Annotated in this window: 14 protein-coding genes; 9 read left to right on the top strand and 5 right to left on the bottom strand. The window is 68.6% G+C overall.

Features of this window, described 5'->3' with window-relative positions:
* Positions 1 to 19: 19 nt before the first annotated feature.
* The 4 genes from OF380_RS12965 to OF380_RS12950 form a co-directional block, all read right to left on the bottom strand.
* Entirely contained in the window at positions 20 to 3,166 is a 3,147-nt protein-coding gene (locus OF380_RS12965; RefSeq protein ID WP_056355082.1) for an efflux RND transporter permease subunit, read from the bottom strand.
* Positions 3,167 to 3,178: 12 nt separating this feature from the next.
* Positions 3,179 to 4,918, bottom strand: coding sequence for an efflux RND transporter periplasmic adaptor subunit (locus OF380_RS12960; protein WP_056355308.1), 1,740 nt, complete (start codon positions 4,916 to 4,918; stop codon positions 3,179 to 3,181).
* A 90-nt stretch (positions 4,919 to 5,008) separates the two neighbouring features.
* On the bottom strand, positions 5,009 to 5,482 hold the full coding sequence (locus tag OF380_RS12955; protein ID WP_056355079.1) for a hypothetical protein: 474 nt from the start codon (positions 5,480 to 5,482) through the stop codon (positions 5,009 to 5,011).
* A 92-nt stretch (positions 5,483 to 5,574) separates the two neighbouring features.
* A complete protein-coding gene (locus OF380_RS12950) occupies positions 5,575 to 5,784 on the bottom strand; it encodes a heavy-metal-associated domain-containing protein (RefSeq protein WP_056355076.1) in 210 nt (69 codons plus the stop codon).
* Between the two features lie 579 nt (positions 5,785 to 6,363).
* Here OF380_RS12950 and OF380_RS12945 point away from each other — a divergent pair.
* The 7 genes from OF380_RS12945 (at position 6,364) to OF380_RS12915 (ending at position 13,293) form a co-directional block, all read left to right on the top strand.
* Positions 6,364 to 6,612 carry a hypothetical protein gene (locus OF380_RS12945; RefSeq protein WP_056355073.1) on the top strand — a complete coding sequence of 83 codons (249 nt, stop codon included), beginning with the start codon at positions 6,364 to 6,366 and terminating at the stop codon, positions 6,610 to 6,612.
* A 101-nt stretch (positions 6,613 to 6,713) separates the two neighbouring features.
* Positions 6,714 to 6,947, top strand: coding sequence for a hypothetical protein (locus tag OF380_RS12940; RefSeq protein WP_082487856.1), 234 nt, complete (start codon positions 6,714 to 6,716; stop codon positions 6,945 to 6,947).
* A gap of 65 nt (positions 6,948 to 7,012) precedes the next feature.
* Positions 7,013 to 7,375, top strand: coding sequence for a hypothetical protein (locus tag OF380_RS12935; RefSeq protein WP_244472794.1), 363 nt, complete (start codon positions 7,013 to 7,015; stop codon positions 7,373 to 7,375).
* Positions 7,376 to 7,510: 135 nt separating this feature from the next.
* A complete protein-coding gene (locus OF380_RS12930; RefSeq protein ID WP_264051095.1) occupies positions 7,511 to 8,935 on the top strand; it encodes an efflux RND transporter periplasmic adaptor subunit in 1,425 nt (474 codons plus the stop codon).
* Positions 8,936 to 8,949: 14 nt separating this feature from the next.
* Positions 8,950 to 12,207 carry an efflux RND transporter permease subunit gene (locus tag OF380_RS12925; RefSeq protein ID WP_056355065.1) on the top strand — a complete coding sequence of 1,086 codons (3,258 nt, stop codon included), beginning with the start codon at positions 8,950 to 8,952 and terminating at the stop codon, positions 12,205 to 12,207.
* A 28-nt stretch (positions 12,208 to 12,235) separates the two neighbouring features.
* Entirely contained in the window at positions 12,236 to 12,946 is a 711-nt protein-coding gene (locus OF380_RS12920; protein WP_056355062.1) for a hypothetical protein, read from the top strand.
* 5 nt (positions 12,947 to 12,951) lie between these two features.
* The gene (locus OF380_RS12915) at positions 12,952 to 13,293 is read left to right on the top strand and encodes a hypothetical protein (RefSeq protein ID WP_056355304.1); all 342 of its coding nucleotides are present in this window, start codon (positions 12,952 to 12,954) and stop codon (positions 13,291 to 13,293) included.
* Between the two features lie 365 nt (positions 13,294 to 13,658).
* Here the strand turns inward: OF380_RS12915 and OF380_RS12910 are convergent, their stop codons facing one another.
* Complete coding sequence (locus tag OF380_RS12910) at positions 13,659 to 14,060, bottom strand: MerR family transcriptional regulator (protein WP_056355059.1); 402 nt, start codon at positions 14,058 to 14,060, stop codon at positions 13,659 to 13,661.
* Positions 14,061 to 14,177: 117 nt separating this feature from the next.
* Between OF380_RS12910 and OF380_RS12905 the strand changes: the two genes are divergently transcribed.
* Both OF380_RS12905 and lspA read left to right on the top strand, forming a co-directional pair.
* On the top strand, positions 14,178 to 16,343 hold the full coding sequence (locus OF380_RS12905) for a heavy metal translocating P-type ATPase (protein ID WP_056355056.1): 2,166 nt from the start codon (positions 14,178 to 14,180) through the stop codon (positions 16,341 to 16,343).
* A complete protein-coding gene (lspA, locus tag OF380_RS12900) occupies positions 16,340 to 16,858 on the top strand; it encodes a signal peptidase II (RefSeq protein WP_177232401.1) in 519 nt (172 codons plus the stop codon). The genes OF380_RS12905 and lspA overlap by 4 nt, the downstream gene beginning before the upstream one ends.
* The last annotated feature ends 78 nt before the right edge of the window (positions 16,859 to 16,936 follow it).

Genomic DNA, 16,936 nt, shown 5'->3' with positions numbered 1-16,936 from the left:
CTCCTTTTTGGGTGGGGGCTCAGAACGCCTCGACCGGACGCGGCTTGGCGCCGTCCGGACGCGGTGCATCGGGTGTCTCGGACTGCACGGCGCGCAAGCGCTCCAGCGGGGCCTTGCCGAACCGCAGGAACAGGACGGGCGTCAGGACCGTGTCGAGCAGGGTCGCGCTGATCAGGCCGCCGAAGATGGTCACCGCGACCGGGTGCAGGATCTCCTTGCCCGGGTTCGCGGCGTCGTAGAGCAGCGGCACCAGGGCGACGCCCGCCGACAGGGCGGTCATCAGCACCGGCGTCAGGCGCTCCAGGCTGCCGCGCACCACGAGGTCGCGCCCGAACGGCATGCCCTCGTGCAGCGACAGGTTCAGGTAGTGGCTGATCTTCAGGATGCCGTTGCGGGCGCTGATGCCGGTCAGCGTGATGAACCCGATCATCGACGCCACCGAGAGCGGCTGGCCCACCAGCCACAGCGCGATCACGCTGCCGATGAGGGCGAGCGGCACGTTGCCCATGATGATCAGCGCCAGCACGGCCGAGCGGTAGCGGCTGTAGAGGATGGCGAAGACCAGGGCGAGGGAAAGGGTCGAAAGGGCCGCGATGGTCCGGCTCGCCTCCTCCTGCGCCTGGAAGGTCCCCTCCAGGCTGGCGAAGAAGCCCGGCGGGAGCTTGGCTTCCGCCACCTCCTTGCGGATGGCCGCCACGATGGTGGCCATGTCGCTTTGCCCGTTGGTGTTGGCCTGGACGACGAGACGGCGCCGGCTGTTCTCGCGCAGGATCTGGTTGGGGCCGTCCGTCTCGCGGATGTCGGCGACCTGGCGCGCCGGCACCCAGCCGGACGGCGTCTCGATCAGGAGGTCCTTGAGCCCCTGGGTCGTGCGCTGGCGCTCGGGCAGGCGCAAGAGCACGTCGAAGCGCTTGTAGCCATCGGCCACCGTCGAAACGACGCGCCCGTTGGACAGCCGGCTGAGCTGCTCGACTACGGCCGAGGGCTGGACCCCGTAGAGGGCGGCCCGGGTGTAATCGACCCGGATCTCCAGCTGCGGGATGCGGACCTGCTTCTCCACCTGCAGGTCGGCCAGGCCGGGGATTTTTGCCATGCGGTCGCGCAGGTCGTTGGCCACGCTGCGCAGGGCGTCGAGATCCTCGCCGAAGATCTTCAGGGCAAGCTCGGCCCGGACGCCGGACAGCATGTGGTCGAGGCGGTGCGAGATCGGCTGGCCGACGTTCACCGAGAGCGGCAGCCGGGACAGGCGCTGCCGGATGTCCGCCACGACCGCGTCCTTCGGCCGGCCGCCGCCCTTGAGCTCGACCTCGATCTCGGAGGAGTGGACGCCCTCAGCATGCTCGTCGAGCTCGGCCCGGCCGGTGCGGCGACCCACCGAGGCGACCTCCGGAATGTCCAGGAGCAGCTTCTCGGCGATGAGGCCGACGCGGTTGCTCTCGGAGAGCGAAATCCCCGGGTTGAACGTCGTGTTGACGGTGAACGAGCCCTCGTTGAAGGGCGGGAGGAAGGCGCGCGGCAGGTTCCAGGCGGCGATCCCGGCCGCCACGACGGACAGCGCCACCGTGGCGACGAGCAGGCGCTGGTGCCGGAAGGCGACGCCGAGCAACCGGGCGTTACCCCGCTTGAGCCAGCGCAGCAGGGCGCTGTCGTGCTCGGCCAGGCTCTTGAGGCCGGGCAGCAGGTAGTAGGCCAGCACCGGCGTCAGGGTCACGGACACCAGCAGGCTCGCCAGGATGGAGATGATGTAGGCCTGGCCCAGGGGCGCGAAGAGGCGGCCCTCGATGCCCGACAGGGCGAACAGGGGCACGAACACGAGGACGATGATCATCGTTGCGTAGACGATGCCGGAGCGCACCTCCGAGGAGGCGGCAACCACCACCTCGAAGGTCGAGCGCGGCGAGCCGGCCGCCCGGTTCTCGCCGAGCCTTCGAAAGATGTTCTCGACGTCGACCACCGCGTCGTCGACGAGCTCGCCGATGGCGATGGCGAGCCCGCCCAGGGTCATGGTGTTGATCGACAGGCCGGCGAGGTGGAAGGCCACCGCGGTCGCCAGGATCGAGACCGGGATGGCGGTCAGCGAGATGGCCGTGGTGCGCACGTTCAGGAGGAACGCGAAGAGCACGATGGCCACAACCACGATGGCCTCGACGAGCACGCGCTCGACGTTGGCGATGGAGGTCTCGATGAAGTTCGCCTGCCGGAACAGGATCTGGTCGGCCTTGATCCCGTTCGGCAGGGTCGCGGTGACCTCCTTCAGCGCCGCCTCGATCTCGCGGGTGAGCTTGACCGTGTCGACGTCGGGCTGCTTCTCGACGGAGACGATGACGCCGGGCTTGCCCATGTAGCCGCCGTCGCCGCGCTTCACCCTCGGGGCGAAGGAGACTTCCGCCACCTGGCGCAGGTAGACCGGCGCGTCCGCGACGTTGGCGACGACGACGCTGCGCAGGTCGTCGAGGCTCATGGTCCGGCCGATGTTCCGGATGAGGTACTCGCGGGCGTACTGGTCGGTGAAGCCGCCGCCGGCATTGGTGCCGAACTGGGTCAGGGACGCCTCAAGCTGGGCGTTGGTGACGCCGAGCGCCCGCATGGCCGCCACGTTCGGGCTTACCCGGAACTGGCGCACCTCGCCGCCGATGGGAATGACCTGGGCGACGCCCGGGATGGTGAGCAGGCGAGGCCGCAGGATGAAGTCGGCGGCCTCGCGCACCTCCATCGGGGTCGCGTTGTCTCCGGTCACCGCGACCAGCAGGATCTGCCCCATGATGGAGGAGATCGGCCCCATCTGGGGCGTGACGTTCGGCGGGAGCTGGTCGCGGACCAGGGTCAGACGCTCGGCGATCTGCTGCCGATTCCGGTAGATGTCGGTGCCCCAGTCGAACTCGACGTAGACGATGGAGAGCCCGACGCCGGAGACCGAGCGCACCCGGCTGACCCCGGGCAGGCCGTTCATCCGGGTCTCGATGGGATAGGTGACGAGCTGCTCCACCTCGGGCGGCGCGAGCCCCTCGGCCTCGGTCATGATGGTGACCGTCGGCTTGTTGAGGTCGGGAAACACGTCCACCGGCAGCTTGGTGGCGGTGAAGGCGCCGTACAGGATCAGGACGGCGGCGACCGCGAGGACGAGCAGGCGGTTGCGCAGTGACTGCGTGACGAGGAAATTGAACATGGGCGTGCCTCCTCAGCGGACCTGATCGAGGAGCTCGGCGCCCTCGGTGACGACGCGCTTGCCCGCGCCTACCCCCTCGGCGACGAGCACGTTGGTCCCGTCGAGGGGCTCGACCCGGACCTGGCGGGCCTCGAAGCGCTCGGCGGCGACGTGCTCGTAGACGATGGCCTGCCCGTTGCCGGAGCGGACCACCGCCGCACGCGGCAGGGCGAGGCCGGACTGCTCGGCGTCCGTGCCGGCGAGCACCGTGAGGAACTGCCCGACCCGCAGGCCGGCGGTGTTGCCCTTGATCGCGAACTGGACCGGGATGGCCTGGTTGCGGTCGGCGAGGCCGGCGCCCTGGTAGACGAGGGATAGGGTGCGCCCGTCGGCGAAGCGGGCCGTGGCGTTCCCAGCCGGCGTGAGGGCGTCGAAGCTCAGGGCCTCGACCCAGAGACGGGTCGGGTCGACGATCTGGAACACCATGGCGCCGGCCGCCGCCATCTGGCCCGCCACCGCGGAGGCCTGCGCGATAACGCCGTCGACGGGCGCGACCAGGGCTTCCGGCTGCTGTCGTGCCTTGTCGAGGGCCGTGCGGCGGTCCTGCAGGCCCTTCAGCTCGGAGAGGGCGTCGTCGAGCTGTGTCTGGGCGACGGCGCCGGTGGTCGCGAGCTTGCGATAGCGCTCCACGCGGCGCTCGACGACGTCGATCTGCTGGTCGAGCTCGCCCTGGCGCTGGCGCATGTCCGAGACGTCGATGGCCTGGACCGGGGGCGTCACGTAGGCCAGCACGTCGCCCTTCCTCACCGTCGTCCCGAGGCGCGGGAACAGGCCTGAGGACGGCGGCGAGAGCCGGCCGCCGACCGAGGATTGCACGACGCCGCTGGCGTTCGGGTCCGGGATCACGCGTCCCGGCAGTTCGACCGTCCGGTGGAACGTCGCCTGCTCCGTCATGGTGGTGCGCAGGACCAGGAGGCGCTGGGTCGGCTTGGGCACGAACACGGAGCCGTCAGGCAGGCGCTGGGCAAGGTCGGACGACGGCTGCGCGGGGTCGAGCAGGGCCGCGCCTTGAACCGGGTCGCCCTTGGACGGGGTGCCGTGGTCCTCGTCGCCATGGGCGAAGGCCACGGTCCCGAGCGCCAGGGTCACGAAGACCGCCATGACGGCCACGGCGGGAAGGCTGCGCCGGCCCCGCATGAGCACGGTGAGCAGCATGCCGAGGAGGAAGGCGGCCGCCGCGGTCAGCATCAGGACGGGGTCCTTGGCCGCGAGGCGGGCCTTCAGGTCGGCGACGGCGGCGGACGCCTTGGCCATGGCGGTGCCGCCCGGCGCTGCGGCCGGGGCGGCGACGGGCGCCTGGGTCTGCGGGATGGACAGCGGGACGGTGAGGACGTCGACCGCCTCCCCGGCGGTGACGGTCACCAGGAGGTCGTGCGATCCCGCCTGCGCGAGCCAGGGCGCGGGAAGCACGTAGGCCGCCTCGGCGGTCTCGGTGGCGGTCCTCTGCCCCTCGGGCGTCTCCACCTCCAGGACTGCGCCGCGGACGGGTTCGTTGGTCCGGAAGCGGTCGAGGTAGAACGTGACCTTCCCGTCCCGTGGGATGGCGGTCAGCTCGAACGCGTCCGACGCGGCCTCGCCGCGCGGGGCGATGGACTTCGAGACGGGCGGGGGCGGTGCGCCGTGGTCGTGCCCCTCATGGGCACGTGCGGGACCCGCCAGCGAAGCGACGGCCAGCCACGCCGCGCCAAGGGCGGCGGCAATACGAAAAGACATGGAAGAGGCATCCTCGCGTTCGAACACCGGACGCACATCCGCGGCTTGCGGACGGAATCCGACCGTTGCGCGCCCTTGGCGCGCCGTTCGTTACGCGAGGGTTCGTGGGGGCCTGGGCAGGGCCTCGGGGCCGAGGCCGGAGCGGCCGTCGATGTCGTGCGTGACCAGAACGACATGCCCGAAGGCGAGCGTCGGCATTGTCATCGGAGCCGAGAGGATGCCAGGAACGCAGCAGGACATCGTCCCGCAGCATGCGCCCTTGCAGGGACCGGGGCAGCAACCCCGACCCGCGTCCTCGGACTGGAGGACGGCGACCCGGGCGGGAACCGCGGCCTTGAGCAGCACGGGCGTTGCATCGACGGCAGCCGCCGACCGACCGACGTCGCGCGGTGCGGGGGCCGCCAGCGGCGCGACGGACGCCTTGGGCGCCCGCGTCATGGCGGCATGGTCATGGCCACCGTGATGATGGCCTTCGTGAGCCTGGACGGCAGACGGCGCGACGTAGGCGATGATCATCACGATCATCGCCGCCATCAGGCGCACGAGTTGCCGGTCGGGTCTCATCGGGATTGCTTACACCGTTTCGATGGGCCGAGGAATACTCGCCCCGGGACACAAATGGCCGAGCGCCGATATTGTTTCCGCTTGCCGGTCGGTCAAGCCGCGGCGGTCAGCGGTTCGACGCCATAGCCCGCGGAACTGACCGCGTCGGTGAACCGCGCCGCATCCGAGGACGACGCGATGGAGACGATGCCTTCGCCCAGGTCGATGTCGACGGTGGCATTCGGATCGACGCCCAGGACCGCGCGCGTAACGGACTTGGCGCAGCCGCCGCAGTTCATTCGAGTGACCTTGAGCCGGATCATGACGGTTCTCCTCTTAGAAGTGACGTCACGGCGATATGGGGCTTCCCATGATGGGAAGGTCAAGAGCTTCTTGTCCGGCGGCAGACGGATACCTCGGAGCGGCTTGTCTTGGCGTGATCTCAAGCTTGGTGCAGGCCCCCGCCCGGCCTATCCCTTGCTCTCAACGTAAGGGGCTGACCATGGGCGTCAATTTCCGTCCACGTGCAGGCCATGAACCGATATGACCTTGACGACCCGGCATGCTCCGATCCGTCCATGCCTGTAAGCCCCGACCATGCGTGGAAGCTCGTCCTTCGGGGCCAATAGCCATCTCCGGCTGACGACCGCCCCTTTTCGCCGTGCCGAGGCGTGCGTATCCGGCGCACGTCGACCAGTCCGGACCAATGACGATCCTAGACCTCGCCAGCGAAAGGACCAACGAGGCGCCTTCGCGTCCGCTGAACCCCGAACAATACACGCGATTATCTCGTGCGCTTCTCATCTTTGGCTAAGCGATACGTCTGAAACACCAAAATAATCTCGGATCGGTTTCCGAACGAAATGCGTTGCTGGCCATACAATGTTTCTAGGAGCACCACGATGAAGCGCAACCTTCTCGCTTACGCCGCCGCCACGACCCTGGCCCTGGCGCCGGTCGGGGCCCTCGCCCAGCACATCGACGTCGGCCCGGGCGGCGTCGGCGTCCATGGCGACAGTCATGGCGAGCGCCACGGCGACCGTCACCATGACGACCACCATGAGGTCGTCCGCGAGCATCACCACCACGACGACCATCACGATGACAACCATGGCAGCGAGCGCCGAACCACGGTCATCGAGCGCCACTGAGCGGTTCGCCGCTCCCAGGTCCGGCAAGATGAACGCGGGTTTCAGACCCCGTTCAAGTCGCCGGACCCATGCTCACGGCATCAATCCTTGAGGAAAGAGCCATGCGAGTCCGCATCCCAGCCCTTCTCGCCGCGACCCTGATCCTCGTCCCTGCCGCCGCATCGGCGCAGTATTACGGGGGCGACTTCGAGAGGCGCGGTCGCGACGTCCATGTCGACCGCTACCATCACGGCGACCACGACGACATCGTCGTGCATCGTCATCGCCGCCACTACGAGGAGCGGCCGGTCTACTACGAGCGTCGCCACCACCATCATCACCATCACGACTATTGAGGCTTGCCTCCCGTCGGGGGCCATCCGGCATGTACGAGTGGCCCGGAATCGTTCATAAGGCAGCCATGAGCGCGGGATCCCCAATTAGGGCCTACGAGGCAATGCGCGGTTGGTGGGCGATCGCCGTCCGCGCGCTCTCGCTCGTGCTCGCCCTGGCGCTTGTCGCTCCCGGAACCATCCATTCCGCAGAGGTCCATCGCTTCGCCGGTGCCGAAGTGTCGATGTCGGCTTATTCCGACGCGGCTCCGGCAAGCCATGCTGATGGCTGCCTGACCTGTCACGCAAACTGCGGATGCCACCAAGCCATCAATCCCGAGGGACCGGCTTTGGCGCTGAGCGCCATGACCAAGCGGCCGACCTACGCCCTCGTGGACGCGACTATGGTTTCGGTCTCGCCGGACCGCCTTCCGAGGCCTCCCCGCGCCTGAGATGGCGTCGTCACGTCCGTGGCGCGCGTCCTCCGACCATCCCAGCGGATGATCGGCCCCCACAGAGCGTGAACAGTACGGAGCACCGAAGCCCAGAGAACGGGCCTTCGTGTTCCAGGCAAACGGCCTCCTTCCATGCGTGCACTTCTGTCCGTGGCCTTCCTGGCCATAGGCATCGCCATCGGCGGTGCCTTCCCGCGTGTGTCCGAAATCGTGCAGGGCGCCCTCGCGACCGCCGGTCTTTCAACGGCCCCGAAGCCTCCACCGACGAACGCCGCCGTATCGAGGCCGGCGTCCGGGAAGGGCGACGAGGGACACGGCGAGCCGGATCACGAGCATGCTTCCAACGAGCGCCCGGATTCGGCGGGCGAGCCGGCGCATGGAGAGGCCGCACATCGGCATTCGGATAACGAGGCCAAGCCCAAGCCGAAGGCCCCCGGCCACGCGCATGCCGAGGGCGAGGCGCACGGCGAGGAGGGCGAGGGCAAGATCAAGATGACGGCCGAACAGGCCGCGGAGCAGGACATCAAGCTGGCTCGCGTCGACGCCGGCATACTCTCGCGCCATCTCCTCGTTCCCGGTTCCATCGTCCAGGATGCCGACCGGATCGCCCGCGTGCCCGCCCGGGTTGCCGGGACGGTGGCGGAAATGCGCAAGCGTCTCGGCGAGGACGTAGCCAAGGGCGAGGTCGTAGCGGTCCTCGATAGCCGCGAGGTTGCAGAGGCCAAGAGCGAGTTCCTGACGGCGACCGTCAAGGCGGACCTGGAGAAGACCAACTTCGACCGCCAGCAAGCGCTCTGGGACAAGCGAATCTCGGCGGAATCGGCCTTTCTCAACGCGAAGGCGGCCTATTCGGAAGCGACCCTTCGCGTCGACCTCGCCCGCCAGAAGCTTTCGGCCCTGGGGCTGAACGCGGCCGAGGTCGCAGTCTCGGCCAAGAAGGACGAGACAACCCCGAACCTGTCGACCCTTCGACGATACGAGCTCAGGTCCCCCCTCGCCGGACGGGTCGTCGAGCGAAAGGTCGACGTCGGCACGAAGGTCGGCAGCGAGGGCGACCCCGCGGACGTCTACACCGTGGCCGACCTGTCCTCCGTGTGGATCGAGCTCTCGGTCCCGACAACCGAGCTGGCGAAGGTGCGAGAGGGCGCCCGGGTGGCCATCGTCGCGGGGGACGACCGCCCTCGCGCAGAGGGCAAGGTCGTCTTCGTGAGCCCGATCCTCAACCCGGAGACGCGCTCGGCCCGTGTCATCGTCTCTTTGCCCAACAAGGACATGGCCTGGCGGCCGGGGACCTTCGTGACGACGGAAGTCGAGATCGCCCAGGATCCCGTCAAGGTCCGACTGCCGAAATCCGCAATCCAGACCATCGGCGGCGAGAAGGTGGTGTTCGCGCGGACCCCGGCGGGGTTCGAGAGAAGGGACGTGACCATCGGCAAGGCCGACGACCAGGCCTACGAGATCCTTTCGGGTCTGAACCCAGGCGACGAGGTCGCGGTGGCCAACTCCTTCGTCCTGAAGGCCGAGCTCGGCAAGGCCGAAGCCGACCACGACCACTGAAGGCGGGCGCGGACATGATCTCGAAGATCCTCGACTTCTCGGTCCACCAGCGCTGGCTCGTGGTGCTCCTGTCGCTTCTCGCCGCCGGCTTCGGCGTCTTCTCGCTGACCAAGCTCCCCATCGACGCGGTGCCCGACATCACCAACAACCAGGTGCAGATTAACACCACGGCGCCGTCGCTCTCGCCGGTCGATATCGAGAAGCAGGTGACCTATCCGGTCGAGACCGCCCTCGCCGGGATCAAGGGCCTGGAATACACCCGCTCGCTCTCGCGGAACGGGTTCTCCCAGGTCACCGCGGTCTTTTCCGAGAAGTTAGACATCTACTTCGCCCGGCAGCAGGTGGCGGAGCGCATCAACGAGGCGAAGTCGACCCTGCCGCCCGGGGCAGAGCCCCACATGGGCCCGATCTCGACCGGCCTGGGCGAGATCTACATGTGGTCCATCCACTACGCCAAGCCCGAGGAGCGCAAGGTCTCCCCGGACGGCAAGGGCGGGTGGCAGTCGGACGGAAGCTACCTGACCCCCGAGGGCCAGCGGCTCACGACCGAGCTGGAGCGCACGGCCTACCTGCGCACCGTTCAGGACTGGATCATCCGCCCCCAGGTGAAGACCGTGCCGGGGGTCGCCGGCGTCGACAGCATCGGCGGCTTCGACAAGCAGTACCACGTCCAGCCCGACCCGATGAAGCTCACCGCCCTCGACCTGTCCTTCGCCGACATCGCCCGGGCGCTGGAGGCCAACAACGCCAACCAAGGCGCACGTTACCTTGAGGACAACGGCGAGGGCTACGTAGTGCGCGCCGCCGGCCGCCTTGAGACCATGGAGGACATCGGCTCCGTCGTAGTGACGACGCGCGGCGGCGTGCCGGTCCGCATCTCCGACATCGCAGAGGTTCGGATCGGGCGCGACCTGCGCACCGGCTCCGGCAGCGAGGACGGGCGCGAGGTGGTGATCGGCACCGCCCTGATGCTCATCGGCGAGAACAGCCGGACCGTGGCGGCCGGCGTCGACGCTCGCATGACCGAGGTCCGGCGCACGCTACCGCCCGGCATCCAGGTCCAGACCGTGCTCAACCGTACGGTCCTCGTCGAGGCCACCATCAGGACCGTCGCGAAGAACCTAGCCGAGGGCGCGGCCCTCGTCGTCGTCATCCTGTTCCTGTTGCTGGGCAACATCCGCGCGGCCATCGTCGCTGCCCTCGTCATCCCGGTCGCGATGCTGATGACCATGACCGGCATGGTCCAGGGCCGCATCAGCGCCAACCTGATGAGCCTCGGCGCCCTCGACTTCGGCTTAATCGTCGACGGGGCCGTCATCATCACCGAGAACGCCCTGCGCCACCTGGCGGAGCGGCAGGGGGAGCTCGGGCGCAAGCTCGAACTGGAGGAGCGCCTCGTCACGGTGAGGGCCTCGGCCGAGGAGATGATCAAGCCCTCCCTCTACGGGCAAGCTATCATCATCCTCGTCTACGTGCCGCTCCTCACCTTCACTGGTGTCGAGGGCAAGATGTTCGAGCCGATGGCACTCACCGTCATCATCGCCCTTCTCTCGGCCTTCGTCCTGTCGCTGACCTTCGTGCCGGCGATGATCGCCATCGTCATCACCGGCAAGGTGACGGAGAAGGACAACGTCCTCATCCGCGGGATCAAAGCCGCCTACCGTCCGGTCCTCGGTGCCGCCCTGCGGGTCCCGATGACTTTCGTCGCGGTTGCCCTGGTGCTGCTCGTCGGGGCCGGGTTCCTGTTCACCAAGCTCGGGCAGGAGTTCATCCCGCAGCTCGACGAGAAGAGCATCGCGCTGAACGCCCAGCGCATCCCGTCGACCTCGCTCACCCAGTCGCAGGCGATGCAGCTGAAGGTCGAGCAGGCCGTTAGTCGGTTCCCCCAGGTCGCCTACGTCTTCTCGAAGACCGGCACCGCCGAGGTCGCCTCGGACCCCATGCCACCGAGCTCGTCCGACACCTTCGTCATTCTGAAACCGCAGGAGGAATGGCCCGACCCCGACCTGTCCAAGGCGGACTTGCAGGAGCAGATCGAGAAGGCCCTGGGGTCGCTTGCCGGCAATGTCTACGAGTTCTCCCAGCCCATCCAGCTTCGCTTCAACGAGCTCCTGGCCGGCACCCGCGGCGACCTTGCCGTAAAGGTGTTCGGTGAGGAGTTCGAGCCGATGCTCAAGACCGCCAACCAAGTCGCCGCGATCCTGCGCGGGACGGAGGGGGCCGACGACGTCAAGGTCGAGCAGACGGCCGGCCTGCCGTTCCTGGAGATCAAGATCAACAAGACCGAGGCCGCGCGCCTCGGCCTGAGCACGTCCGCAATCCAAGACGTCATCGGGGCGGCCATCGGCGGCCGCGAGGCCGGCATGGTGTTCGAGGGGGATCGCCGCTTCCCCATCGTCGTGCGGCTGAACGACAAGGTTCGCGAGGACCGCGAGGCCCTGGAGAACATCCCTGTTCCGTTGCCCCCGGGCGCCAATGGGCGGGCCTCCTCCGTGCTCCTGAAGCAGGTGGCGAGCTTCTCTGTCACCGAGGGCCCGAACCAGATCTCGCGGGAAAATGGTCGGCGCCGCGTCGTGGTCACCGCCAACGTCCGGGGCCGCGACATCGGCTCGCTCGTCGCCGAGGCGCAGGCCAAGGTCGCGTCCGGGGTGCAGCTTCCGGCCGGCTACTACGTGACCTGGGGCGGACAATTCGAGAACCTGGCCTCGGCCCGCCAGCGACTGATGGTGGTCGTGCCGGTCTGCTTCTTCCTGATCTTCCTGCTTCTGTTCTCGGCCCTGAACTCGGCCAAGGACGCCTTACTCGTGTTCAGCGCGGTGCCGCTGGCGCTCACCGGCGGCATCGCCGCCCTGTGGCTGCGGGGAATGCCGTTCTCCGTGCCCGCGGCGGTGGGTTTCATCGCCCTGTCGGGGGTGGCGGTCCTCAACGGCTTGGTGATGCTGACGTACATCAAGCAGCTCATCGCGGAGGGGAAGCCCCGGCGCGAGGCGATCCTCGAAGGCGCGATGACCCGGCTCCGACCGGTGGCGATGACCGCCTTGGTGGCGTCCCTCGGGTTCGTACCGATGGCGTTGGCGACCGAGACGGGGGCCGAGGTCCAACGGCCGCTCGCCACCGTGGTGATCGGAGGCCTCATCAGCGCGACCCTGCTGACGTTGGTCGTCCTGCCGGCCCTGTACGCACGCTTTGCCGGAGCGGTCCTGCCGTCGGGGGGCGCCCGGCCGGTTGGTGCCGGCCAAGCGAGGCACCAGGTCGAGGTCGCGGCGGAGTGAGGCAGCCCCCACCGGACGGAGCCCTGCCATGAACGTCGCCGCGCTGCTCCTCGCCTGCTTCCTTGGAATGGGCGGAACCTCCGCGGCGAGCGACCAAAGCTGCGTGATCCCCGGCCGTTTTCCCTTGCGAAGCGGCTTCATGCCGTCCCCGACGGTCTCCGTGCCCGAACCCTGCGGCTATTCCCTAGGGCACGCCGGTCCTTGCCAGGTCGGACAGCCGGGCACCATGGCGATGGATACCCCCGAGCCGGCCAAGCCGGAAGAAGCGCCGTTCGGGCTCTCGTGGGGGCCGCTGACGGAGGTACCAAAACCCTCGATGGTGGACCGGGAAGGCAACATCACCGCCCTGATCTACTTCCATGACCGTCCCCCCTCGGCCGGACGGGACACCGACCGGGTCGTCCTGGAGGTCTGCAAGGACGAGGGCCTGCAGCAAGTCATCTGGCTCAGCCGCCCCTTCTCCGACGTGGAACTCCCGGCCCGTTACGCCGCCATCCTCCAGGAAGGCGTTCAACGCCATGGAACGCCGCGGGAGGGTGACGCTCCGGGAACCGTCGCATGGCCTGCGGCTCGGACTTTCCTGGCGGTCCGGACATCGGCTTCGGGGGACCGGCGCCTCTTGATGGTTTCCCAGGGCGGGCGCTACGCGGGATGCTCGGCCACCCACGAGGCCATGACCGGCCATCCGGCCGGCGTGCACGCTTCCAGGCTCCTCGATCCCGATGGTAACGGACGATGATGGCGATGCCGGCTGTGCTTTCGGGCGTCTTCGTGATCCTGGCGCAGGCGCCGGCCACGAAGATCGTGGGCATCGGCGCATCCACCTGCGCGCGCTTCATCCATGACATCGGGGAAGCGCCGGAGAGGGAGCGGGATTACCTCGCCTGGGCCCAGGGGTTCATGAGCGGGGCGCTGATACGGGCACCCGAAGGCATCGACGAGGGCCTCGACTTGGCGCCGGCCTCGATGCCACTGAGCGCGCAGGCGAACTTCCTCCGGGCGTTTTGCCGGAAAAGTCCCTCCCTCGACTACATGGACGCCGTGCATGCCCTTTACCGGCACCTGAGGACGCAACAGACCCTCTAGCAAGGCTCCGGAATCGACACGGTGGGGAGACAACAGGGGGCGGGGCGGTACGGCCGCCCTCGAAGTGCCAGGTAGGTCCCCGGACTTAGGAATGCCCAATGGCCGGCAAGAAGGCTGCGCGAAATGAGAATGTTTGGGGGCGAGGCAATCCACGGCGTCGGCGGCGGGTGCGGCCGCACGTTCGCAAGGCGGCTTTACGCTCCTTCGCCTGGGTGCTGCTCCTCGTTCCTGGCGTTTGGATCCTGCTCTATCTCCTTGGCTCCATGACGTGAGCGCCGCTGGACCGATGGGCGATCACCCCCATCGGGCTGACGCCGGCTCGGCCGTCTCCATCCGCCGGTGCCCCGATTTGGTCGGTCCCCCGCTCAGGCCAGGTCGCCGTGAGGCGACAAGGCCTCGATGATGCGGCAGTCTGCGACCGAGCCGCATTTGCACTGACCGATGACGTCGCTCAGCTCACGGGCGAGCCTGGTGAGGTCCGAGAGTTTCCGCTCGACCTCCGCCAAGTGCGCACGCGCGATCGTGTCGACTTCGGCGCAGGACCGGCCGCGTTCGTCGGCCAAAGCCAGAAGCTCGCGGATCTGGTCCACGGTGAAGCCGAGGTCCCGGCCACGCCGTATGAAGCTCAGACGACGCAGGTGCTCCGGGCCGTACAGGCGATAGTTGCCCGCCGACCGCGCGGGTTTCGGCAGGAGCTTCACCTTCTCGTACCACCGGACCGTCTCGACACGGGTGTTCGTCGCCGCCGCCAAGTCGCCGATGGTCATGGAGGATGCGTTCGCCACGGTCTTGACCCTGTAGTTGCTACAGGGTGCACATAGGGGGTCCCACCGCCCGGCGCGACGCCCGGGCCGACGGAGCATGCCATGCCGGGGACAGGAACCATGGGGAAGATCCCCGCAGCCGCCGCACTGCGCTACCGCGTGAAGGGCATGGATTGCCCGAGTTGCGCGGCCAAGATCGAGACGGCGGTGACCCGCCTCCCCGGCGTCGGCGACGTGCGCGTGAACTACACGGCCCAGGTCCTCGACCTCGTGCTTGATGAGGGCGCGACGCCCCGGGCTGCGCTTGAGGAGCGGATCGCCGGCCTCGGCTACGGCGTCGCCTCCCTGCCCACGGCAGCCGACCTCGCCCATGCCCATTCGTCCGGGACCGATATCCTTTCGGTCGAGGACGAGAAGGCGGAGCCCCCCGCCTGGCGCAGCCGCAAGGGGCTCCTAGCCATTGCCATCGCAGCCTTGTTCGCCGTGGGCTTCCTACTGGATCAAGCCCAGCCTGCGCTGGTCGGCGAGTACGCCTACTGGCCCGGGGCGCTCCTTGGGCTTGCCTTCTACGGACGCCGGGCCATCGCTGCGGCGCGCAATGGCTCGCCCTTCTCCATCGAGATGCTGATGTCGGTTGCGACGGTCGGCGCGCTCGCCATCCATGCCGCCGAGGAAGCCGCGGTCGTGGTCCTGCTGTTTACGGTCGGCGAGATGCTCGAAGGCTTCGCGGCAGGCCGATCCCGGGCCGGCATCAAGGCGCTCGTAGGCCTCGTGCCGAAGACGGCGCGCCTGATCGAGGAGGACGGTATCGTGCGCGAGGTGCCGGCTGCCGCCCTTCGGATCGGGCAGACCGTGCTGGTCCGCCCCGGCGACCGCGTGCCCGCCGACGGTGAGATCACGGACGGGTCGTCGAGCCTCGACGAGTCCCCCATCACGGGGGAATCCGTCCCCCGGCCAAAGGAAATCGGGGACGCGGTCTACGCTGGCAGCGTGAACGCGGACGGCGCCCTGCAGGTCAGGGTGACCCGGATGCCCTCCGACAACACCGTCGCCCGCATCCTGCATATGGTGGAGGAGGCGCAGGCGTCGAAGTCGCCGACCGCGCGCTTCATCGACCGCTTCAGCGCCGTCTACACCCCGGTGGCGTTCGCCTTCGCCGCGCTGGCCGCGCTTGGGCCGCCCCTCCTGCTCGGTGCCGACTGGAGCACCTGGATCTATCGTGGATTGGCTCTGCTCCTCATCGCCTGCCCCTGCGCACTCGTCCTCTCGACTCCCGCCGCCATCGCCTCCGGGCTGGCCGCCGGGGCTCGTCGCGGACTTCTGGTGAAGGGTGGCGCCGCCCTTGAGACCATCGGGCGGGTTCGAACCGTCGCCTTCGACAAGACCGGGACGCTCACGGTCGGTCGGCCGCTCGTCACGGACGTGTTGCCGTTCGCCACGGGCATGACGGACCGGGCCCTTCTCGGGCTGGCAGCGGCGGTGGAGGCGGGGTCAAGCCACCCCATCGCCCGAGCTCTTATCGAACGCGCGGGGGTGGACGGCATCCCGTTACGGCCGGTGCGTGACGCCAGGGCGGTGCCCGGTAAGGCCGTCCAGGCCACCGTAGCAGGACGGCTCGTCGTGGTGGCTTCCCCCCGCCACGCGGCGACGCTGGCCCCCCTCGGAGACGAGGCCGAGCGGACCGTGGCGGCGCTGGAGGAAGCAGGCAAGACCGCGGTCATCGTGGTCCGGGACGGCGAGGCCCTCGGCGCCATAGCGGTCCGGGACGAGCCCAGACAGGATGCGACCGCCGCCATCGCGTCCTTGCGCAGGCTCGGCGTCGAGTGCGTGATGCTGACGGGCGACAACCGCCGTACCGGCGAGGCCATCGCAAGGGGCCTCGGGCTCACCGCCCGGGCCGATCTTCTACCTGCGGACAAGCTCGCCGAGGTTAATGCCCTGAAGGAATTGGGGATTGTGGCAATGGTCGGCGACGGCATCAACGACGCCCCCGCGCTTGCCGCAGCCAACGTCGGCATAGCCATGGGCGGCGGTACCGATGCCGCGCTGGAGACTGCCGATGCCGCCGTTCTCAACGACCGGGTGTCCGACGTCGCCGCCCTCGTGGCGCTGTCCCGGGCCACGCTCGGCAACATCCATCAGAACGTGGCCATCTCACTCGGACTGAAGGCGGTGTTCCTCGTGACCACGCTCGCCGGCATCACCGGGCTGTGGCCGGCCATCCTGGCGGATACCGGTGCGACCGTCCTGGTGACGGCCAACGCGCTCCGCCTTCTGAGGGCATGATGACCACCCCATCCGAGGGACTGGCCCGCCGGGTCGCGACGGTGGGCGCCATCCTGGTGGCCGCCGCGGCCATCGACCTCGCCGCGAAGGCGGCGGCCGAGAGTTGGCTGGCCGAGGGTGGGGTCCAGGGCTTCCTGCCCTTCGTCGACCTGAGCCTGTCGTTCAACCACGGCATCAGCTTCAGCCTGTTCCCGGCACGCGATCCGTCTTCCCTGACCCTTCTTCTTGGCATCCAGGGCACGCTTACCTGCCTCATCGCCGGCTGTGCCGTGGCAGCGGGAAGCGGGCTCGAACGCCTCGGGCTCGCCTCGATGGCAGGCGGCGCCGCGGGCAATCTCATCGACCGGTTCATGGATGGGACCGTGACCGACTACCTCGACCTGCACATGGGCGGCATGCGCTGGTTCACCTTCAACCTGGCGGATGCCTGGATCTCCCTGGGCGTCGTCCTGCTGCTCATCGACGGCTTCCGAACGCGCCGGCGGCATCCCGATGCCGGGGAATTGACCTCATGATAGCCCCGATCCCGCCGAACCGTGGCCACGGCAACCCGTCATGCCCCTCCCGGGCCCAGGCTCGGACACAGATACCGT

This window comes from Methylobacterium sp. FF17 (genome assembly GCF_025813715.1).
Taxonomy (GTDB): domain Bacteria; phylum Pseudomonadota; class Alphaproteobacteria; order Rhizobiales; family Beijerinckiaceae; genus Methylobacterium; species Methylobacterium flocculans.
The sequence above is the reverse complement of the archived record's forward strand: the minus strand, read 5'-3'. Positions and strand labels throughout refer to the sequence as shown.